Genomic DNA, 22,703 nt, shown 5'->3' on the forward strand with positions numbered 1-22,703 from the left:
ATTAACGTTAATCATTTTCTAAATTAATATCAATAGCTAACGAACGGATTTCTTTTATCAGAACGTTAAAGGATTCTGGCATCCCAGCATCCATCCGGTGATCGCCATCGACAATATTTTTATACATACGAGTGCGACCAGTGACATCATCGGACTTCACAGTTAGCATTTCCTGCAATGTGTAAGCAGCCCCATAAGCTTCCAATGCCCAAACCTCCATTTCTCCGAATCTTTGTCCACCAAATTGAGCTTTACCACCCAAGGGTTGCTGGGTTACCAGGCTATAAGAACCCGTAGAACGAGCATGCATCTTGTCATCTACTAGGTGATTAAGCTTCAACATATACATGTATCCTACAGTGACAGCCCGATCGAATCTTTTTCCGGTTCGCCCATCATACAGATGGGCTTGACCTGAGGTAGGAAGACCCGCCATCTCTAATAAATGCTTTATTTCTTCTTCCGTGGCACCATCGAATACTGGTGACGATATGGGCACACCCTTTCGCAGATTCTTAGCTAAAGTAGTAACTTCTTCATCGTTTAAAACCTCCAGATTAAATTTTTGGGTCTTGCTTAAGTCATAAATCGGCTTAAGGATTTTACGCAATTGTTTTGCATCAACGCCTTGATCGATCAACTCACCAATTTTAATCCCCAAGCCCTTTGCCGCCCATCCCAAATGAGTTTCGAGCACCTGGCCAATATTCATCCGGGAAGGAACACCTAAGGGATTAAGCACGATATCTACGGGCGTACCGTCTTCTAAATAAGGCATATCTTCGACTGGAACGATGGTAGAGATAACCCCTTTATTTCCATGACGCCCTGCCATTTTATCGCCAGGTTGAATACGACGTTTAACTGCTAAATAAACCTTCACTATCTTGATGACGCCGGGTGCTAAATCGCCACCTTGAGTCAATTTCTGACGGAAGTCTTTGAGTTTTTCGTCACGTACTTTATGAAGTTCCTCATAGTGTTCATGAGTAGCTTCGAGACGTTTCGTTGCATTGTCATCATGCAATTCAATTTCAAACCACTTTTGTTGAGGTAATTCGGCCAAATAAGCTTTGCTAATTTTTGTGCCTTTTGCCAATTTAAGTGGACCACCAGCGGCCACTTGATTGACAAGAAGCTTTTCCAAGTTTTCGAACAAAGCATCTTCACGTACGCGAAGTTGATCATTTAAATCTTTTTCCACCTTCGCAAGCTCAGCTTTTTCAATATCTAAGGCACGTTCGTCTTTCTTCATCCCTTCGCGAGTAAAAATACGAACGTCAATAACGGTACCTGTAATTCCAGGAGTAACTCGTAAAGAAGTGTCTTTTACGTCTGATGCTTTTTCACCAAAAATAGCTCGCAGTAATTTTTCCTCCGGCGTAAGCTGAGTTTCACCTTTAGGAGTTACCTTCCCGACTAGGATGTCTCCCGGTCCCACTTCAGCTCCCATATGCACAATTCCGGATTCATCCAACTTTGCTAACGCACTCTCTCCGATATTGGGAATATCCGCCGTAATTTCTTCTGGGCCTAATTTGGTATCGCGAGCAATGCAGGTAAATTCTTGAATATGAATCGTCGTGAATCGATCTTCTTCTACTAATCGTTCGGAAATTAGAATGGAATCTTCAAAGTTGTAACCGTTCCAAGGCATGAAAGCAACTAATAAATTTTGCCCCAATGCCAACTCACCAATATCTGTAGAAGGACCGTCAGCCAATACATCCCCTTTTTGTACACGATCACCAACTTCCACGATTGGGTGTTGATTAATACAGGTGTTTTGATTGGAGCGGGTGAATTTAGTCAAATTGTAAATATCGACCCCAATATCATCTTCATCCACTTCCTCTAAATCTATCCGAACCACGATACGTGAAGCATCAACGGAGTCTACAATACCACTGCGTTTAGCAACCACCGTGACTCCAGACTCTACGGCCACAGTACGTTCCATTCCAGTTCCTACTAAGGGCGTTTCTGGTCGAATTGTAGGTACCGCTTGACGTTGCATGTTCGAACCCATCAATGCCCGGTTAGCATCGTCATGTTCTAGGAAGGGAATCAAGGCAGCTGCCACAGAAACAATTTGCCGCGGTGAAACATCCACATAGTTCACCTTATTCGGTGTTGTAAGAGTAAATTCCCCTTTATAACGGCATGAAATTAATTCATCCACCATGCGGCCATTTCCATCGACATTAGTATTCGCTTGTGCAATATAATAATCGCCCTCTTCAATAGCTGATAAATATTCCGTTTCATCGGTAACCACTCCGTCAATCACTTTTCGGTAAGGCGTTTCTAAAAAGCCATACTCATTTGCACGCGCAAATACCGCCAACGAATTAATTAAACCAATATTAGGTCCCTCAGGAGTCTCAATAGGGCAGACTCGCCCATAATGGGTGGGGTGCACATCTCGCACTTCGAAACCTGCTCGCTCCCGTGTTAATCCGCCCGGCCCTAAAGCAGACACTCGGCGTTTATGGGTTACTTCAGATAACGGATTATTTTGATCCATAAATTGTGATAATTGGCTCGAACCAAAAAATTCCTTTATTGCCGCTGACACAGGCTTTGCATTTACCAAATCTTGGGGCATTAAGTTTTCGATATCCGCTAAGCTCAATCTATCCTTTACGGCTCGCTCAACGCGAACCAATCCCACACGAAATTGGTTTTCAGCCATTTCGCCTACACTCCGGATGCGTCGATTCCCTAAATGGTCAATGTCATCCACATCTCCTTTTCCATCTCGAATATCAACAAGAACACGTAACGCATCTACTACATCTTCTTTAAATAAAATTCCTGATCCCGTTAATTCTTTTCGTCCGACGCGGCGATTAAATTTCATTCGACCCACAGCGGATAAATCATAACGCTCCGGTGAGAAAAATAAATTCTCGAATAAGCTTTCAGCAGCTTCTTTGGTGGGTGGTTCACCTGGGCGCATAATGCGATAAATTTCTACTAAAGCCTCTAATTGGTTATTGGTGTTATCCAACCTCAAGGTATCAGAAATATAGGGTCCACATTCAATTTCGTTGATATATAATGTATGCAACGAAGAAATATTTTGAGCTCGGAATTTCTTTAATAAATCGGGCGTAATAATTTCGTTAGCTTGAGCAATTACTTCTCCCGTTTCTTCATCAATAACAGCTTTACCAATGACTTTGCCATATAAATATTCATCGGGCAGCTCAAGTTCGCTTATTCCAGCTTTTTCAATCAAGCGAATATGCCGTGCGGAAATTCGACGATTAGCTTCAACAATTATTTTCCCTTTTTTGTCTTTTATAGTCACTGCTGCTAATTCACCACGCAATCGCTGCGGCACTAATTCTAAAGTGACATTTTCTTTATTGAGATGGAAAGTATTTGTCTCATAAAACATATCGAGGATTTGTTCGGTATCATAACCTAACGCTCTTAAAACCACTGTCGCTGGTAATTTACGGCGTCGATCAATCCGCATAAATAAACAGTCTTTGGGATCAAACTCAAAATCCAACCACGAACCGCGATAAGGAATAATTCGAGCTGAATATAATAATTTTCTAGAAGAATGTGTCTTACCTTTATCATGCTCAAAGAAAATCCCAGGAGATCGATGTAATTGGGAAACAACTACTCGCTCAGTTCCATTAATTATAAGACTCCCCGTTTCTGTCATTAATGGAATTTCGCCCATATAAACTTCTTGTTCTTTGATATCCTTGATGACTTTTTTGCCTGGAGGTGCATCCTTGTCGTAAATGACTAACTGCATATTCACTTTCAGAGGAGCAGCGTAGGTTAAGCCTCGTAACTTACATTCTTCTACATCGAAGATGGGCTCTTCACCCAAACTATAACCCACATATTCCAATTCCGCATGACCAGAATAACTGGAAATAGGGAACACGGACTTAAAGGCGGCATGTAAACCTATATCTTGCCTGTGTTCGAGCGCTACATCCTTTTGCAAGAAAGTACGATAAGATTCTATTTGCGTTTCTAATAAATAAGGCGTTTTTAATACCTCAACTTCGCGTTTTCCTAGGTTGACGCGTGCACGCTTTTTCTCAGCATAAGAAATCGCGGCTGAATTTCTGCTTCTAACATTCGCTTGCGCCATGAACACACCTCATTTTTATAAGTAGAATATTTTGTTACTAGTCTTTACGTCAATCTCGCACCAGCGAGACCCAGATTTTCTAATTTTCTAAAACAAAAAAACATTCCCATTCTCTGAATTTTTGCTCTCGCAAAGACGACGTGAATTGGATATGCCTTCGATTAGTGTCTACTAGCCAACTACTCAAGTTCGACCTTAGCACCTGCCTCTTCAAGTTCTTTCTTAATTTTTTCAGCTCCTTCCTTGTTAACACCTTCCTTAACAACGCTTGGGACAGATTCAACGAGATCCTTAGCTTCTTTTAAACCCAATCCGGTAATACTACGGATCGTTTTAATGACACCAATTTTGTTACCACCAAAGCTGGTCATTTTTACATTAAATTCGGTTTTTTCTTCCGCCGCAGCCGCTTCGCCCCCAGCTGTCATAGGCCCTGAAAAGGCTACTGCCTCTTGAGCTGAAACACCAAATTTTTCTTCCATCATTTTTACCAAATCAACCACGTCCATCACACTCATGTTGGATACTGCTTCTAAAATATCTTCTTTCGTTATTTGAGCCATTGTCATTTACTCCAAAAGATTAAATGGATTGCAAATTACGCCGCTTTCTTTTGATCTTGAATCGCAGCCACTACGCGAACAACCTGAGCAACAGGCTCATTAAGCGCACGAAGAAATTTAGTCACCGGGGCCAACAAAACAGCCGCCGACTGACTTAAAGCTTCTTCACGTGAAGGGAGTTGGGCAACGGCTTTTAATTTATCTGCCGATAGTAACTCTGCTCCAAACGCCAAGGCTTTTACTTCCAGTTGTTCATGTTCCTTAATGAATTTTTCGATCAAACGAGCAGCAGCACCCGGCTCCTGTTGTGAAAAAAACAACACAATAGGCCCGGTCAAGACTTTATCGAGACAGGCATAGGGCGTCTCTTTAAATGCACGACGTGCAAGAGTGTTACGGTATACCCGCATAGTTACCCCAGCGTTACGAGCCGTTTTTCGCAACTCCGACATTTCCGAGACGGTTAGTCCACGGTAATCCGCAACCACCACCGAGATTGCTTGCTGGGCAATGTCTGATAATTCTGCGACAATTGCCTTTTTCTGTTCGAGATTTAAAGCCACTGTCTCTTCTCCAGTTATTACTAATTAAGAAATAGCTCTTTGCTATTTCCATCCTTTCGGTGTCAACCTTTGAGGCGGCTACCGTCTGCGTGGGCAACCTAAAAAATGCTTAAGTTTTTAGGCATTTGCACCCGCAGTCTTCGACGGTTGGACCTCAATAAATGAGGTCTACCGCAAAATCTGTTATTTTCCTCACCTAACCCTCTCCTCTCCCCTTAAGCAGAGAGAATTCCTTTCGTCTTCTCCTCGCTAGTAGAGAGAAGGACGAGGGGATTTATCCTATTGTCGTTCGATTTACAACCACAACCGGCCCCATCGTGCTCGATAGGGTTAATTTCTTTAAATAGGTTCCTTTGGCAGTGCTGGGTTTGGCTCTCTTAACATCCGCTAACAAGGCTAATAAATTTTCTTCTAGCGCTTTTTCTTCAAAATCGACCTTTCCGATCGTGCAGTGAATAATACCATTTTTATCAGTACGATAGCGAACTTGTCCGTGTTTGGCGTTCTTAACCGCTGTGACCACGTCAGCAGTCACGGTCCCATCTTTAGGATTAGGCATTAGGCCACGAGGACCTAAGATTTGACCCAATTTCCCAACTACACGCATTATTTCCGGAGTAGCAATTACTATATCGAAATCAATATTTCCGGATTGAATTTGTTCAGCTAAATCATCCATTCCCACAATATCAGCACCCGCTTCTTTAGCTTTATCCGCCTTATCGCCTTGGGCAAAGACGGCCACTCTCACACTTCGGCCAGTTCCATGGGGCAATATAGTAGATCCCCGAACTGCTTGATCCGATTTACGGGAATCAACACCGAGATTAATGGCGACATCGACACTTTCTTTAAATTTGGCGGTTGCACAAGCTTTAACTAATTTAAGAGCTTCTGTTAGAGAATAGACCTTTTCAGGTTGGACCTTTTCTGCCGCTAATTTTTGTCTTTTTGTGTGCTTTGGCATTATTCTACCCCCTCCACATCAATACCCATGCTACGCGCAGTCCCGGTAATGGTACGGACAGCAGCCTCAAGATCCGCTGCGCTGAGATCCGGCGCCTTCATTTTGGCGATTTCTTCCAATTGCGCACGCGTTACTTTTCCAACTTTTTCTGTGTTGGGTCGAGCACTTCCGCTTTTTCCTTTCAACACAAATTTTTTCAGTAGAACAGAAGCTGGCGGTGTCTTAGTAACAAAGGAAAAACTGCGATCAGCATATACTGTAATGATCACAGGAACGGATAAGCCCTTTTCGATATTTTGTGTTTCCGCATTAAATGCTTTACAGAACTCCATGATATTAAGGCCATGCTGTCCCAACGCGGGCCCAACTGGCGGACTTGGATTCGCTTCGCCCGCTTTAACTTGCAGACGAATGTAACCACTTACTTTCTTCGCCATAATTTTCTCCTAAGTACAAGCGCCTTTTCAGTTCCCCAATTAATTAAAAATTGCATGAGTTTTTCAACTATGCTCCTAACTTTTCTCTACTTGCCCAAATTCCAATTCCACTGGGGTAGAACGTCCAAAAATACTCACCGACACTCGCAACCGGCTTTTCTCGTAATTGACATCCTCCACCACTCCATTGAAATCTGTAAAAGGTCCTTCGATAACCCTCACTACTTCGCCGGGTTCAAAGAGGACTTTGGGCTTGGGCTTAGTTTCACCCTCTTTAACACGTTGTAAAATTTTCGCTGCTTCCTCGTCGCTAATGGGCGCGGGCCGTTCGGTTCCAATAAAACGCAATACCTTGGGAACGTTTCGAACCAAAAGCAATGTTTTGTCATTCATCACCATTTGTACTAGGATATACCCGGGGAAAAACTTACGTTGGCTTTTACGCTTACGCCCCGCTCGCATTTCCACTACTTCTTCAGTGGGTACAATAATGTCATCAAAATAATGTTCCAAACCCTCTTTTCGGATATGTTCGTTTAACATCTTAACAACATAGTTCTCATGACCCGAATAAGTATGAAGAATGTACCAGCGTTTTTTTTCTTCAATCATCAATTATCCTCTTTCCCCAGTCATCCAAGCGACAGCCCACATAAAGAAGCTATCGAGACCCCATAGAATAAGTGCTGTCACTATCACCATAACCACGACTACTAAAGTGGTCTGGAGAGTCTCTTGACGGGTTGGCCAAACGACTTTGCGCAGCTCTGTACGGGAGCCCTTCATAAAACCCCACGCCTTTTGGCCTTTTTGGGTTTGGGAAGCAATCACCAGTACCCAAATAGCGAGAACAATTCCAATAGCGGCGCGGATCGCCACGGCAACGTGACTGTAATAAAAATTAGCTACAATACCTCCCGCGAGCAGGAGAATAATTAGAAGCCATTTTAAACTGTCGAACCGCGACTTAGTGTCTTGTACCGCATTTTGTTGGGCCATAATTACTGTTTAATCTCGCTATTTTAAAGCTGTTTTTTTGGGTCACATTGGCAAGCCAGGAGGGAATCGAACCCCCAACCTTCGGTTTTGGAGACCGCTGCTCTGCCAATTGAGCTACTGGCCTTTATCTCTAAATCTCAATAATTTTTAAACTTCTTTTTTATCTTATTCAATAATTTTCGTTACGACACCGGCTCCAACGGTACGTCCGCCTTCCCGAACCGCAAATCGTAACCCTTCATCCATCGCCACCGGCGCGATCAACTTCACTGTCACCTTCACATTGTCTCCCGGCATCACCATCTCAACATCTCCCGGCAGACTCAATACCTCCCCCGTCACATCCGTCGTGCGAAAATAAAATTGTGGCCGATACCCTTTAAAAAACGGCGTATGACGGCCTCCCTCTTCCTTCGACAATACATAAATCTCCGCCTCAAACGTCGTATGTGGTGTGATCGTCCCAGACTTCGCCAATACCTGTCCTCGCTCTACTTCTTCTCGCTTCGTCCCTCTCAACAAAATACCAACATTATCTCCCGCTTGTCCCTCATCCAATAACTTGCGGAACATCTCCACACCCGTACACGTCGTCTTCGTCGTCGCCTTGATCCCCACAATCTCAATCTCATCTCCGACCTTCACAATCCCTCGCTCAATTCGTCCCGTCACCACCGTCCCACGACCCGATATCGAAAATACGTCCTCAATCGGCATCAAAAAGGGCTTGTCTTTCTCTCGTTGCGGCTCCTCAAAATACGCGTCCATCGTCTCTACTAACTTCAATACCGCCGGAACCCCTAATTCTCCACTGTCTCCTTCCAACGCCTTCAGCGCCGAACCCACTACAATCGGCGTCTCATCGCCCGGAAAATCATAACTCGCCAATAAATCCCTTACTTCCATCTCCACCAATTCCAACAACTCCTTGTCATCTACCATGTCCGCTTTGTTCAAAAACACTACGATCGCCGGAACCCCTACCTGCTTCGCCAATACAATATGTTCTCGCGTCTGCGGCATCGGACCATCCGCCGCACTCACCACCAATATCGCCCCATCCATCTGGGCCGCTCCCGTGATCATGTTCTTCACATAATCCGCGTGCCCCGGGCAATCTACGTGAGCATAGTGGCGCTTGTCACTTTGATACTCCACATGCGACGTCGCTATCGTGATCCCTCGCGCACGCTCTTCCGGTGCATTGTCAATCTGATCAAAGGCACGCACTTCCCCTCCAAACTTATCCGATAACACCTTCGTCAACGCCGCCGTTAACGTCGTCTTACCATGGTCCACATGGCCTATCGTCCCTACATTTAAATGCGGCTTCTCTCTTACAAATTTTTCCTTAGACATAAAAAAATGACCTCCAAAAAAATACCTTAAAATTTAACCTAGATACTTTTAGTCTGGAGCCCACAACCGGACTTGAACCGATCACCTCTTCCTTACCAAGGAAGTGCTCTACCGCCTGAGCTATGTGGGCGGAGCGGGTGATGGGAATCGAACCCACGCTATCAGCTTGGAAAGCTGAAGTTCTACCATTGAACTACACCCGCTTACTAGAGAACAAAAGACTAAAGACAGAGGACAGATAATAATGTGCCTTCGCTTTTATTTTCGCGAAGCTGCATCACTACTATCTTCTGTCTTCAGTCTTCTGACATGGAGGGGGTAGGATTCGAACCTACGAAGGCATAGCCGTCAGATTTACAGTCTGATCCCTTTGTCCGCTCGGGAACCCCTCCAAACGCTCTCTTACTCATTCGAACATCCTTGCCCTAGCTCAACTATTTTCTAAATTTAAAACTAACTACTCGAGTAGCACTTATCTGAAGTTGCTAGTCGAGTAAGTTAGCTTCAGGAACCACAAATTACTTAAAAAATCAAGGGTGATATTTTACTTAAATAAAACAGCAGATGTCAACCAGCCTGATAAAGAAATTTGCCTCTGACACCTCTTGCCAATTATTGCTTAGCGGTAAGCGACCAAGCAAAATAACGGATTTTTTTAATGGGGCCTTCGGTTGCTAAAGAGGCCATATAGCCTGGTGCACTAGGTATCGAACATAATGTCCACTGCCTAGCCAAGTTAGGATCCTCATCAACGGTTAGAAGTCCATCCATTTTAACAGCATCTACATTAACATTCGTGGTAAACCGATTGAGACCAAATGATAAACCTTGGCCAATAATCTTAATATAGGCTTCTTTCAGAGTCCAAATTCGAAAAAAGCCTTCTAAGTGTTGATTCTGAGGAAGCCTTCTAAAGGCTGCAATTTCATCGGGGGAAAAAAAACGTTCCGCGATATCTTCAGTGTGAATATTACTTCTTATTGATTCAATATCAACGCCTACTTCCCGATTCGTCGTAATTGCGTAAAGAGCCACTGTATGAGAGTCCGAAAGATTAAAATATAAAGAGGCGTCATTTAATAAGTAAGGTTTTCCATAGTCATCGTAACGAAATCGCAACGTACCTGGCGTGGGCAGATATAGGGCCAAAATAGCATGTAATGCTGAATGTGAAGCGATATAATAACGTCGGTGCTGACTATTAACTAAGCGCTTTATGCGTGCTTTTTCTTCCATAGATAAATTAACTAAGCCTTTTTTAACTTCTTCATCGGGCCAATCTAAAAACACCCGCCAGACGTGCACCTCTCCCTCTTTTAAGGAGGGTCTTGTAACAGTTTCCCAGGGATCATCTTTATTCATCTAATCACTCGTTTCCTCACGAGGCCCTTGTTCGATCTGGTGGCCTACCCGGAGATTAAATAGAAAGAAAAGCTTATTGCTAACAACAAAAATCTAGAAGTAATTACATAAAACATATTGATCCCTAAATAAATAATAAATATGTTTATTTTCTTCAAGATCTTTTTCGGTCATGATAGGCTGCTTCGACCACATAACGTGATAAGCGTAAAGTTTATACCCTATAAAGATAATGACAAACGTAACTAAACCCCCACATACAGCGTCACATTTAAGCTATATTGGCTCGAGGCCGAATTCCAAACGGTTAGGCTTTGGCTCGGGTTGTTCGAGGAAGGTATGATAAAGGGGAAAAAGTGTAAATCCTACTGTTCCAATTTGCCCCAAGATAGCCAAGGTACTAGACCAAAAACAGAAAGTATACCAACGAAAATAATTGCCCCATAAAGAAAGAAAGAAACATGCCCAAATAAGCAAAAAACGGTCCGAAATATTTTCAGAGATAATTTTTATAACTTCTAAGCCACGCTCCCACAGAACGAGTAACCACATTATTTAAAGGGATAGATAGTAGTATCTTTAGGGTATGAAAGTATAATTTAGAAGGTAATCAAAAGCTTGGCGATCGAGAAAGTAATTGCCAATAAGAATATACTATCACATAGTGGACTTTTCGACCTAATTCACGCAATTTCCCCTCGGTATAGCGCTGCATATAGGCTGCTCCGTGGATTAATACCATTAACGCAGGTAGCACTATCCAATAAAAGACCAAATCCGTTGAAGAGATTAAAAGTTGAAGAGATAAAAAAACTGCCGGCCGGTATAATAATGAAGAAATCTCATTAGGATCGAAATGAAAAGGAAGTCCTAATAAATAATTATCAGAAGTCCTAATAAATAATTATCAAAAGCAACGCCAAAGAAAAACATCGGAACAATAGAGCTAATAAAACAGTGCCCAATCCCATAGCTGACGCCAAATATGATTTGGTAATTTTCTTCGATAATCATAGGCCGGGCGACGTAAAAAAAGGCCCTAAAACGATAAATAAAAAAATAAAATAATCGGAAAATGAGGTACTGTACCGGCCAAACCAAAAATAAACCGCCTCCCGCAAATAGAATCCACGTTAATCCATCCAAACTCAGCAGCCAAAAAAGGCAATGGAATCGCACAAAGAATCAAGCGTAAAAATAATCAATGTTGAGTAAGCGTATTTCGATACGCTCTAAATTACCTAAAAAATCAGAAACAAAGTCATTAATACCCAAAATCCAAACATAAATCGAAATTCCCAAAAGGCAATTGCAACGTTGGGAATAGGGTCTCTGGTTGCTGCTTCAATTTGTCTGGGCGTCGCTTTCACGACAGTTAAGTTATAGTGTTCTAACAAAAATCCAAAACCTAAATCTTTACTGTAACGATCATAAATAGTCCGATCTTTAGCAATTGCTTTTCACACTATTAATTTTTCCGTAGTACCAAAAGCGAATTTTCCATTTTCAATTCGCTGTTTGTATCCTCCCATCAATTCTATGGCACCTGGAACAACGGTATTTAGAGAGTGTGTAGCAATAAGACTTAACTAACGCATAACGCATAACGCATAACGCATAACGCATAACGCATAACGCATAAGGAATAGGGATAACAAAATGTTTTTTTCTTCTTTCTGATTGGGGAAAGCGATCAGATACAATGCTGCTGGTGGCTTTTGGCTTTTCCCACTGTGCTTCGATAGCAGCCATTTTTCGGGCTCATATTTAACGACTTGTAACCCATTCTGATCGCCATAAAAGGCGACTGATAAAACACAAATAAAGGCCACCCCCCAACTGTAAAAGAACGTTTCGCAAATTCGACATCTTGTTCTCGTAACAAATAGAAAGCTCTAATTTCGATAATAAAAATAGAGCCCGTTAAAAATCCAACAAAAGCAATATGCGAAATTCGAATTTGCGCTAATGAATTCAAATAAATGGCTAAAATACTATACAATTCCAAGCTCATGTTTAAACTCATGTTTTAATAATTAAAAGTAGGTGCGATCGGTTTCTACATCCAACTATTAGCAGAAAAGATATTAACAATCGAAAGGCTCGCTCCTAAGGCCATTAAAAAAGTGATCCCAAGATGGGCTTTTCCCCCAACTTTATTCCAACTAAAAAAGAACAACCCAAACATTGTAGCCTCTATCATAAAAGCGGTAATATAATACCCTCAATTACGAATACCGGGGCAAAACTGCCTCCAATCATTCGCAAGAAATAGGCCAAATTTTGACCAAACTCGAACTCAAGTATGATGCCTGTGAGCACTCTCATGGCAAAGTTAATCGCTAATAACTTTACCCGGATGAGTCATATTTTTGTAATAATATTCCCTGTTTTTACATACACTGCTTCCATGACAAACAAATAGAATCTAACTTAAGCCTGGGGTTAAGGGAACAAAAAGAAAATGAAAAAGTGCAGTAACTGTAAATTGCAGTCTCGAAAGATCAACTAGCGCGTTTGAAGGAAACACATTGGACATCCTTATTCAAAAACGAGCAGAAAGAACCTTATCTAAACTCAACAGAGCCTAGAATACCTGACAAGCCTATTCAAATTGCACGGGAATAATGATTTCTATATAATCTCGACAATCTTTTTTTCTCAACAATCTTTTCCAAACGAGGTATTCTATGCGAAACTCAATGAATACTTATCACCAAAGCCAAAGGCGCATTCAAAGCGGTTCCGTTGCTCGGTTTATGAGTAAGGTTTACCTGTGGATGGTGTTAGGGCTAGCTCTTTCAGCCAGTGTGGCTTATTACTTGTTCTCACATGGCGAAGTATTTAACAAAGTAATTCATACGCCGGCATTATTTTTGGGTTTAATTATCGCCCAATTTGCAGCGGTTATCGGACTCACCTCGATGAATCAACGACTTACGGCTACAATAGCCACATTGATTTATATCTTCTACACCGTTTTAACCGGAATTACCTTAAGCGTCATTTTATTTACTTACACAAAACAAAATATTTTTGACACTTTCGCCGTTACAAGTGTGGCATTTTTAGGTTTGAGTGTATTCGGCTATACTACAAAACGAGACTTGGGCCCTATCGGAACTTTTTGTATCATGGGCCTATTTGGGATCATTGGTATTATCTTACTTGCCTTTTTAATCCCCAGCCTACATTCAAATACCATGCAGCTCACCATCGCAGCCATTGGTGTTATTATTTTTTCGGGTCTTACTGCTTACGACACTCAACGGATTGAATTCGCCTACTTTCAAACTGGTGGCGCTTTCACAGAAAGCCAACAACGAAAAGCTGCCATTAATGGCGCTCTTATGTTGTATTTGGATTTCATCAACCTATTCTTAAGCTTACTGCGATTATTTTCACGCCGGTAAGTCTTTAAAATCGCTTACCGCACTAACGTAAGAAAAAAATCCCTACCTTCTATTTCCCTCTCCTATTGCAAAGGAGAGGGAAATTAAAGCATATTATATCCTTTTTTAATCAGCATATATTCTGCTTCGATGTTTCGCCTGGAACAAGCAAAAATTGCCTGAGCGGCCCTACTACTAAGGTAGAATACCGCTACACATCGGATTGATGATCGGAATTTCTACCTTAATTTTGGTATCAAGTCAGGATAAACTTCCATAGGATTTTCGATGCCGCTTTGACGTAATAAATTATTTAAACTTTTTAGGTAATTCTCGTAGCCTTCAGGAAGACTATCTTCCTTAACTTTCATTCATTACAGTAACTTTGTCCTGAGGATTTAATAATAGATATTTTAAGAAAAAGTCTTGTGTTGCCTTTAATTTCCGTAACAGAAATAAATATTTCATACCAAAGATCAATAATTAAGCAGTCCTCATTCTAGGTGGTTAAATTGGCTAATCTTAATTTAGGATCAATTTAGGATCACGATTGATTATAACATAACTATGACCATCAAATTCCTTCCCCATTTTTATAACACGCTCTATGAGAAAAGGTATTTTTTTCTCAATCAACTTTAATACTAAAAGCGCTGACATAGAAACGCAATCAAATAACTTATTTTTTGTATTTAATAAACCCTGCAAAATTGCCTCATGTTCAAAAAATTTTATATCTGTACTTCTAATCCCCTTCTTTAAACTTTCGTCTTTGGTTAATAAATGTAGCAGGGGAAGGAAATGGACTCAAAGATCAAATGAGATTGCTTTTCTTAAATAGTTTTATCCATTCGGTAAGCAAGTTCGAAAAGCTCTCTTTCTTCTCGATTTTAAAAAAAGCATATTTATATACCGAGATTGAAGCAGGATAGCAAATCTCCTTTAGAAATAATGAATAAAAATAGTAAGCATAGCCGTCATCATTATAGGCGTTAGCAAATTAATTTTCTCTTTCGTAAAGGTAAAGATTTCCAGAAAAAAACATACTAAAAAAACAACGAAAAAAATCCAGTATTGTGCAACTATTGCTTTTACACCATTTATTTTTTTAGTAAAGGCATTATAATGACGCAGATATTCTTGTTTTTCTTTCCCAAAATTACTAATTCTTTGATCCATTATAGGAATAAAAAGTTCCTTACTAACATACTATCCTTAATTAATTTAATGTTAAGAGACTGAAATGCTTCCCAACATGGTCTTTTATATTTTCCGAATTGAATTTCAGTAAAAAATTTTTGTTCCAACATATCTTTTTGACTCCGCGCATGAGTAATCTTAATTGCCAAATTTCCCTTCCATTGATTCTAGCTAATGCGATAAAAATATTTAGGAAACAACTTAGTAAAAAGAAACAACTTAGTAAAAATTTAGACTTAAAGATCAATATCTTAATGTCTTTCGCAGAATGTTTGGTGCTACAACCCAAGAAATCAGCAAATTACAGGTACCCCCAAATCCACGACCCCTAATAAACTTCAACAAGCGCCAAAAGGATTGTGAATTATGAGAAAACAAACAGAATCTTTTGGAATTTTTTATTTAAATCATATTCTTACTGCAAGTTGTCTGGACTAAGAAATACGGTATAAAATCCTCTCTCAGTTAATATAAATTTAATAGGACCGTGGCTACTTTAAGCCCGCTCGGATGCCCACTTAAATCTCCAGAAGTTGATTTTAATTTAACTCTATACAGGTGTATCGTATGTCCAAAACTGATACCCACGAACTATATGCTTCACAAGATTTTTTAATCAAAAAAGAATTTTTAATTTTTCAAGAAAAATTTATTCGTCATAAAGAAAGAAGAGATTAAGAACTTTTCTTAGAAAATTTTGTAATCTTCTAAATAATCAAGAAATGTCTATATCAAATTTTAAACCAATCTTGATAAGAATGGAAAAAAATTTCTATAGTAAGGAATCTCAAAATTCAATAAAAAAACTTATTAACTCTACCTATTCGAGCCAGTTATTTAAATTAAAACAACGGAATTATTAAAAATTAATATATCTGTCAACTATTCTCAGAAAATGCAAAGTTTATTACAGCTCCTTTTCGTGAACGTGCAACTTGAGATCTCTTTATATTGAATGCACAATCTAGTCTAGAATTAAAAAATGGCTGGAATCAATTTTTCGACTTGCAGAATAACATTGGCAGATTATCTATCTGATAGAAAATTAAAAAAGAGTTATTTCGCTGCCATTAGAAGAAAGAGCTCTTCAGAAAATAGAAATCGATCTTGTTGATTAATAAGTGGAAGTATTTCTCCTTTACATGAATTTCTATATAATAATTTCAGGGATCACCGCACTTCTCTATGAAAATAGAGATATCCTTAAAACTCTCAGTGAGTAATTTAAAGCGTTTCATGATTATCATTCTCTAATTGAGACTATCTAATTTTTCCAGTTTGATTTATATTTTGATTTCTTAGTTGTACTTTTAAAGCCTCAATGGCAAGGCTTACTTACAGCAGAAAATGAACGATATTTTTTGCTCTATCGAAAAGCAAGGAAACACCCGTCCCACCCGTCGCATTCTTTCCTCTCCTCGTGGAAAAGACTCGCTTACCTACAAGGAATTCCTCCAACTCACACGAAAAGGAGGAGAGCGATTGCGCGATACCGGGATTCCACCCGAAGATCGGGTGGCATTTTTTTGCCACCAGTCAACCACAATTAATTGTTACCTTTTTGGATACACAATATCTTTTCCGCAACTGCTGTTTTTCTAGATCCTTCATGAGATAATCATTTTCTTATTGAATATCTGAAACTTTTTGATCTGAAAACAGTCATTGCCACGAATGAAACAATACAAAAATATACACTTTCTACCACGACACCATTATTTCGACTTGCTACATAATCTTAAAAAATTAAATTTTGCAGAACGCAGATCTCCTACCTTTTCTGATAATGCTCATGAGGTGGCCTACATATTTATTTTCTGGAACGTCCAGCATTAGAGCTTAAGGTTGTGGAGTAATGATCTCCGACGAAGTGCTAATCACTAGATCGCTAGTGGTTGGCACAGCGTAAATATTGCCGACTTGGGGTCTTCAGACTTGGTCACTCTGTTTTTGTCCTTCTACCATGTATTTCCTTTGTACAAGGGATTTTGGAAGCCTTGTTAGCTGTTTATCCTGTGATTGTGTTTCCAGTAACAAGCCCCATGGAGTTATTTCAAATTTTTAGAGAAGAAAAATCGACCATGATAATGATAGTTTTGCAAATTTTAAATTTATTTTATCAACGCATAAACAATGAGTTTTCTAAAAAGAATCGCTTAACTTGAAAATGGATTTATTTTATTAGCTCTACTAGAAAAGATATTTAAAATATAGTAGGAATTAATATTAATAAATAGTAGTTATTCAGTAGTTATTCAAAAAAATTTGTGATCCATTCGGCAACCGCTTAAATAGTATCATCACAGGCAGTGCAAAAATGAATCCCGAAGTTCTACAGGACTTAGCGGCTTTTAGCTTTAGCATTAGAGAAGGATACGGCTTCACCGAAACTTTCGGAGCTATTTCCGTTAACCCAATTAAAAATCTACATCTAGGTTTAGTAGGAAAACTTAAAAAATATCACAGTTAATATCAATAAACCCAATCGCCAAGGAGAAGAAGAAATTCTTATTCGATGTATTAAAAGACGGGTATTTAAATACAGGAAACCTAGTTCATTTTAATAAGCAGGACTACCTAACCATCTCACTGGGAGAAAGAAAAATGTAATTGTAACCTCATCAGGCAAAAAAGCATTGCCAGAGCAAATAGAATTATTATATTCGGGAATTCCTTGAGTCATTGAGCTTGATATTGTCTGTGTACCTCGCGGAGACGAAAAATCGAATGAGATCTATGTAGGGGTAGTCCGTGAAGATGAAGCAATTAAAAACGGTTACTTACATGACAATGTCCAAAACGAAATTAAAAAAACAATTTACGTAAAAGGTATGCAATATCCAACTCACTAACGTATTCAAAATATTCGCTTTCTAAAAAGTTACCAAAAACAGAGTCTTTAAATATAAAATATCTTTTATTAAGAGATATTCTCTTTCACCCAGAAAACTATTAAACTGAATATTTTTTTAAAAAACCTCTCCCTGTAATTAGGAACACCTATTTCTAAAAACACTAAGTTTATAGAAGATTTTTTAATAGATTACATTGCTAATATAAATCTAGCTATCGGAAAAGTGGATCTAACTCGTTATCTAAGTCAATATAAATTTGATTCGTTAGTAATTGCCGAAATAATTTTAAGAACAAATAAAAAATTTAACTTGGCAATTGAACCGAACATCCTTTTTAAAAATCCCACCTAAGGGCTTTAGCTAAAGATATTGTAATGAACAACCTAAAAATACTATTCAAAAAAAATAGAAGATATTGATACGTCCAATATGCCCTCAATAACACCAATCAAACCTTTATTGGAGGATAATAAACTAGAACAGGTTAACAAATAAAAGCAATAAATATGGAATCCTTTTAGCGAAAACAGAAGTGGACATACGGGAAATTTTTCAGGTTTAACAAGCCACATTCGATAAAGGCAGCTGATATCATGAACTTAATAACCAATTTTAAAACATCATTTTCTATAAAAAAAGAAACTAAAAAAAACAGCAGGCGCTATTTGCTTCAAAGATTACAGAATGGCTCAGCAAGGTAAGAGTTACTATAACGACAAGTTTCTTTATTTAGAAGATTTCTCTTCTGAAGTTTTGCCCAATACATTAGAGTTTGGTCGTTTATGCATACATCCTGATCATAGAACTGGCGAAGTATTTTTTCTAGTCGCTGAAGCTTATAAATATTTTATCAAATATTTTAATTTTATGAAATATTTTAGAAAACGCTACCTATTTTCTTCCGTTTCCATTTTTGTCAAAAGTTACCAAGAAGTAATGATAATTTAGAATTCTTTTGATAAAATTCATTTACACCCTTCATTTACAGTCCAATCTAAATCATGGGCCCTAAGGTAGGACAATAGGCTCTTAATAAGTAAACCGCCTACTTTCCCAGAAGATACAAAAGCTCAACTACGTTTTTATTTAAATTAAGACGCTCAATTTTGTTCTCCACAGCCTTTTAAACACGAAGCACTCACTTCCTATGACTTCCTAATCATTTACAATTCGTTTAGAGCTTCAACTACGATTTAATTACTTTCCACATAAGTTAAAAGAGACTTTAAGCAAATTCTTAGAGGTAGAATCGAATTACGACCAGCTGATTATAAAAATTCTTGATAGTTTTTTTTATTCAAAAGCCAATTAATCTACTATTTATATTTTCGAAGTATTTTAAATCAATGTCACTTTATTACTACGATAATCATTTATTGATGGTCAATCAGCATTGAAAATCCCTTCCACTTTTTTATCAAGATGCGCCACAAATATTTTATTGGCTTCTTAATTAATATAAATAGCATCGATATCGCTTAACTCTATGTGTATTGAGCCGCATTTAGAAATTCTACATTATACGTATTTACCATCATTTCATAAATATTTTATAAGATCTCGACTTTCAAGCTATGTTTTTAATAAAAACAATATCCACGATTTTTTTTGGATGTTTAAAGATAGGTGGTGCAATTAACAAAATCTTTGGTGCTTTACAGTCCGGGGCCCGCAATGCTTTTCATAATTTCTTCGATGCATTTCCCACAACCCCGTGCTACTCTACTGTCTTAGCATTATTCTAACGATGTGGCTGAAGATCATTGCTCCCTAACATCAAAATAACGAAATTGAGGGGAGGAGTGTGGGAATCCAATATTATTATGTTAACACTGTAACGCCAACACCGTAATGCTTAAAGAGTAAACATATCATCATAAACAGTAGTGGTACGGCCATTCAGTCCTTCTTCAATAATTTGATAACCCTTCCCAAGCTTTTGCTGTAGAAATTCTGTCCAAGATTTATGGTACGAAAAACGCTGCCTTATTTCTTTGAACCCTCCAGGTTAGCGAATCACCAAAACATAAAATGCGCTTCATTTTCATTTAAAAAGCTTCTCCTCATTCGATCTAAACCTATCATTATTTTTTTGGGTTCCATTCCAGTATACTATATGACATTAATTTAGTATTCCAGTCGACAATCAAATATTCAAAAAAAAAAAATAACTAAATAAAACCGTCGAAGCGAAGTTTTCTGCTTTACATTAACTGCTTAATTACAGGAATTACACCGAAACTTAGCCTTATAAACAGGCTAAATAAATTTGATTGTAAAGCTGGCGATAGGAATCGAACCTACGACCGGCTGATTACAAATCAGTTGCTCTACCTACTGAGCTACGCCAGCGCATTATCGACTTTTGGATATCCTCGTTTTGTCCTCTCTACACAGTCCCGCTCTTCTCAGGAATTTTTGTATATTTAATTATAGCACCACTTTTAATCAACGTCAAGATTGTAACTATTCGAATACAATCCAACGAGTTAACTCAATCAGCGCTTCATATCTGGAAGGGCTTGTAATGACGGCCTATTCCATTGTCCATCTTACCGAATTCCTTATCGCCCCATCATGTCTAATCCTCAACAGACGTCTAGATGTGTGTTACGTCTAGATGTGTGTTATAAGGCTATGAAGACATCCCTCTGTACCCGCACGCGGCCAGTACCAATGGCGCGGACTTCATCGGGTGATAAAAATCTAGCAATTAACCAAGGATCATTTTCTCTTCTTTCGTGTTTTTTTACTGACCAAACTCCTGTATTTTTCTCCCACCAAATTACGCTTTATTTAGTTTTTCTTTCATTAAAAAAACTACACTTTCAATCACACTCGCTTTACACAATTTCCATCCAACAAATTGACCGCATCGTTTTGTCATTTTGAATTCTTCCAAACAAATAAATTTTTTGACAGAAATCGTTATTACTTTGAAAAGAACCATCTAATAAATCTAATTTTTTTTGCTATTAATAAAATTGCAATTTATTATTTTCTTTATTTCTTTGGAAGAAATAACCTATTCTACTTAAAAAAAGGATAATCTATCTCAATACAATAGGCACGTTGAAAAAAAAATTTTTCATCAACAACATGAAAGAATCCAGACCTTCTGAAGCCTAAAAGTATCTTTTCATTCTAAAATAGCCTATTCGTCACTATCTTAAAAAAGATTTTTAATATACAAGTAATTTTAGCTTTTTCAAATTCTTATTTAAAACATTTTATAGATGGATGCTTTACCTTTTAGAGGTTCCTGAGTCACTTGGTGATTAACCGCATCTTGTTCATAGAAATCTGAAAGTTTTTTTAGGATTTGCTCGATTGAACGTGTTCACTAAGTCTAGTATTAATTTTTTGTCGTCATAAAATGAAAGTATCTAATTTCAACCTTTTTTAAATGAAAATTAGACGATGTTTGAAGAAAGAAACTGCATCAATATTCTAAACCAAAATTTTCTTGATTCTTATCGAACACGATAAGATCTTTCTGGGAAAAAACACTTACGGGTATAATTTATTCATTTTACTAGTCCCCTAGTGTAGGCACTGTTATAAACTTGCAGAAAGTCACACGACTCAATTTTCAAATAGTCCATAATAATCTAAAAAATAATTCCATCAAATCAAATATAATTTCTGGACGCAGGCTACAAATTAGCAATGAGAAAATCAAAGATAGTCCATTCGAATAAATACTATGTTAGCATAGTAAAATTTTACGTTTATAGATTTCAAGAACCTCATATTTATTTGTAAACATCAAAAAAGAAAAAAAGATTGATGAAAGAAAAACGTTTTATTTAAAGAAAATAAGTAAAAAATAATCTAGATTAGATTACTAAGTTTTTAACCTAAAAATTAATCATAACAACGCAGGCTAATCCATATCATTAAAGAAATTCAAAATTACAGAAATGTAACTTATATTATTTTTTAATATTAGAGAGATAATCCTTGTTGTTATGAAGATTACTAAAGAAAATTAATAAGAATATTTATAGTTATGATTATTTAAGAAGTTTATGTAAAATTTTTTTAGAACCAGCATTTTAATGAAATCTGGCGAACTTCAAACGCAAATAGTAAAACTCTAAAACAACAATATCATCAAATGATAGCTAAACTTGAACAAGCTTATCGTGCAGGAAATAAGTTTTATCATAAATATTAGTATATCCTAAATTGAAAAGGTAAAATCAATAAAGATAATCTGTGACTTCAAAAATATTTATATTTAGATATAGAAAAGTTAAAGCTCTTCATGGCTTTTTACTCAAATTTTTCTGTAATTAAAAAATACAATACAAATGGAACAACCCACAGGTATTATTAATTACTACAATGAACTTCGCTCAATTAATTTACATTATGGAATCCTTCTCTATTTTCCCATCAGATCTAACTTAACACATAACAAACATTTTAGTAAAAGATTTATTCTAAATTACATTTTTAAAGAAATATTAAGAATGATAAAAAAGTTATGGCTTAGGTATTGTTGACATTAAAGTCTGAAAAGTTTATAGATCATTGAAACTGGTATCTTTGGTAAATTTTAAATTAAACGGAGTTCTTAAAAAAACAACCGTTATTATTGATAATCTTCTACAAATTCTCTAGCTTCTTGAGCTAATACTTCGTTAGGTTGTAAATCCTTTTTTTCAACGTTATTAGATTAAATAAATTTTTACCTCTTAAATCAATTTCTCTTTCAATTCATCTTCGTTCTACAGGAAGCAAGTTCTTCACTTTATTTTTGACTGGATCAGTAAAAATCTTAGTAGATAAAGGAAAAATCAAATGAGGATTTATTTTATAAGCTTTTTCTCTCTCACTTTCATCTAACCCTGCTTAATTTGCTCCATCTG

13 protein-coding genes, 5 tRNA genes and 2 pseudogenes are annotated in these 22,703 nt (G+C 37.9%); 3 read left to right on the top strand and 17 right to left on the bottom strand.

All coding sequences use genetic code 11. The features are described 5' to 3' along the window. Window positions 1–7 precede the first annotated feature (7 nt). The 15 genes and pseudogenes from rpoB to CleRt_RS12505 all read right to left on the bottom strand — a co-directional run bounded on the left by rpoB (window position 8) and on the right by CleRt_RS12505 (window position 12,707). Window positions 8–4,135, bottom strand: a complete 4,128-nt coding sequence (gene rpoB / locus CleRt_RS06940; protein ID WP_157870897.1) for a DNA-directed RNA polymerase subunit beta — start codon at window positions 4,133–4,135, stop codon at window positions 8–10. A 173-nt stretch (window positions 4,136–4,308) separates the two neighbouring features. After that, window positions 4,309–4,692 carry a 50S ribosomal protein L7/L12 gene (rplL, locus tag CleRt_RS06945; RefSeq protein WP_048875584.1) on the bottom strand — a complete coding sequence of 128 codons (384 nt, stop codon included), beginning with the start codon at window positions 4,690–4,692 and terminating at the stop codon, window positions 4,309–4,311. Between the two features lie 35 nt (window positions 4,693–4,727). Next, window positions 4,728–5,255, bottom strand: coding sequence for a 50S ribosomal protein L10 (gene rplJ, locus CleRt_RS06950; RefSeq protein ID WP_048875585.1), 528 nt, complete (start codon window positions 5,253–5,255; stop codon window positions 4,728–4,730). A gap of 274 nt (window positions 5,256–5,529) precedes the next feature. Beyond that, window positions 5,530–6,225, bottom strand: coding sequence for a 50S ribosomal protein L1 (gene rplA, locus CleRt_RS06955; protein WP_157870973.1), 696 nt, complete (start codon window positions 6,223–6,225; stop codon window positions 5,530–5,532). Next, window positions 6,222–6,659: a 50S ribosomal protein L11 gene (gene rplK, locus CleRt_RS06960; RefSeq protein WP_048875587.1), complete on the bottom strand. Its 438-nt coding sequence runs from the start codon at window positions 6,657–6,659 to the stop codon at window positions 6,222–6,224. The genes rplA and rplK overlap by 4 nt, the downstream gene beginning before the upstream one ends. A gap of 75 nt (window positions 6,660–6,734) precedes the next feature. Beyond that, window positions 6,735–7,271: a transcription termination/antitermination protein NusG gene (gene nusG, locus CleRt_RS06965; RefSeq protein WP_048875588.1), complete on the bottom strand. Its 537-nt coding sequence runs from the start codon at window positions 7,269–7,271 to the stop codon at window positions 6,735–6,737. A 3-nt stretch (window positions 7,272–7,274) separates the two neighbouring features. Continuing rightward, complete coding sequence (secE, locus tag CleRt_RS10810; protein WP_048875589.1) at window positions 7,275–7,658, bottom strand: preprotein translocase subunit SecE; 384 nt, start codon at window positions 7,656–7,658, stop codon at window positions 7,275–7,277. A gap of 48 nt (window positions 7,659–7,706) precedes the next feature. Next, window positions 7,707–7,782, bottom strand: a tRNA-Trp gene (locus CleRt_RS06975). A gap of 41 nt (window positions 7,783–7,823) precedes the next feature. After that, window positions 7,824–9,017, bottom strand: a complete 1,194-nt coding sequence (gene tuf / locus CleRt_RS06980) for an elongation factor Tu (protein WP_048875579.1) — start codon at window positions 9,015–9,017, stop codon at window positions 7,824–7,826. A 54-nt stretch (window positions 9,018–9,071) separates the two neighbouring features. Then, window positions 9,072–9,147: transfer RNA gene (locus CleRt_RS06985), tRNA-Thr, on the bottom strand. Between the two features lie 2 nt (window positions 9,148–9,149). Further along, a tRNA-Gly gene (locus CleRt_RS06990) sits at window positions 9,150–9,220 on the bottom strand. Between the two features lie 107 nt (window positions 9,221–9,327). Next, window positions 9,328–9,409 (bottom strand) — tRNA-Tyr (locus tag CleRt_RS06995). A gap of 220 nt (window positions 9,410–9,629) precedes the next feature. After that, complete coding sequence (locus CleRt_RS07000; protein WP_048875590.1) at window positions 9,630–10,379, bottom strand: 4'-phosphopantetheinyl transferase family protein; 750 nt, start codon at window positions 10,377–10,379, stop codon at window positions 9,630–9,632. A gap of 1,693 nt (window positions 10,380–12,072) precedes the next feature. Further along, a pseudogene (locus CleRt_RS12500) lies at window positions 12,073–12,582 on the bottom strand (cytochrome ubiquinol oxidase subunit I). After that, entirely contained in the window at window positions 12,579–12,707 is a 129-nt protein-coding gene (locus CleRt_RS12505; protein ID WP_235378994.1) for a cytochrome ubiquinol oxidase subunit I, read from the bottom strand. The pseudogene CleRt_RS12500 and the gene CleRt_RS12505 overlap by 4 nt, the downstream one beginning before the upstream one ends. A 362-nt stretch (window positions 12,708–13,069) precedes the next feature. Between CleRt_RS12505 and CleRt_RS07015 the strand changes: the two genes are divergently transcribed. Then, window positions 13,070–13,792, top strand: coding sequence for a Bax inhibitor-1/YccA family protein (locus CleRt_RS07015; protein WP_048875592.1), 723 nt, complete (start codon window positions 13,070–13,072; stop codon window positions 13,790–13,792). 921 nt (window positions 13,793–14,713) lie between these two features. On the opposite strand, the gene CleRt_RS07025 is transcribed toward CleRt_RS07015, so the two are convergent. After that, window positions 14,714–14,950 (bottom strand): hypothetical protein, encoded by a 237-nt coding sequence (locus CleRt_RS07025; protein WP_048875594.1) that lies wholly within the window; start codon window positions 14,948–14,950, stop codon window positions 14,714–14,716. A 3,089-nt stretch (window positions 14,951–18,039) separates the two neighbouring features. Here CleRt_RS07025 and CleRt_RS14325 point away from each other — a divergent pair. Further along, window positions 18,040–18,177 (top strand): acyl carrier protein, encoded by a 138-nt coding sequence (locus CleRt_RS14325; RefSeq protein WP_371440271.1) that lies wholly within the window; start codon window positions 18,040–18,042, stop codon window positions 18,175–18,177. Window positions 18,178–18,483: 306 nt separating this feature from the next. After that, window positions 18,484–18,774 (top strand): annotated as a pseudogene (locus CleRt_RS07035) (GNAT family N-acyltransferase); the annotation flags it as partial. A 1,331-nt stretch (window positions 18,775–20,105) separates the two neighbouring features. Here the strand turns inward: CleRt_RS07035 and CleRt_RS07040 are convergent. Beyond that, window positions 20,106–20,178: transfer RNA gene (locus CleRt_RS07040), tRNA-Thr, on the bottom strand. Window positions 20,179–22,703: the final 2,525 nt, after the last annotated feature.

Source organism: Candidatus Coxiella mudrowiae (assembly GCA_001077715.1).
GTDB classification, from domain to species: domain Bacteria; phylum Pseudomonadota; class Gammaproteobacteria; order Coxiellales; family Coxiellaceae; genus Coxiella; species Coxiella mudrowiae.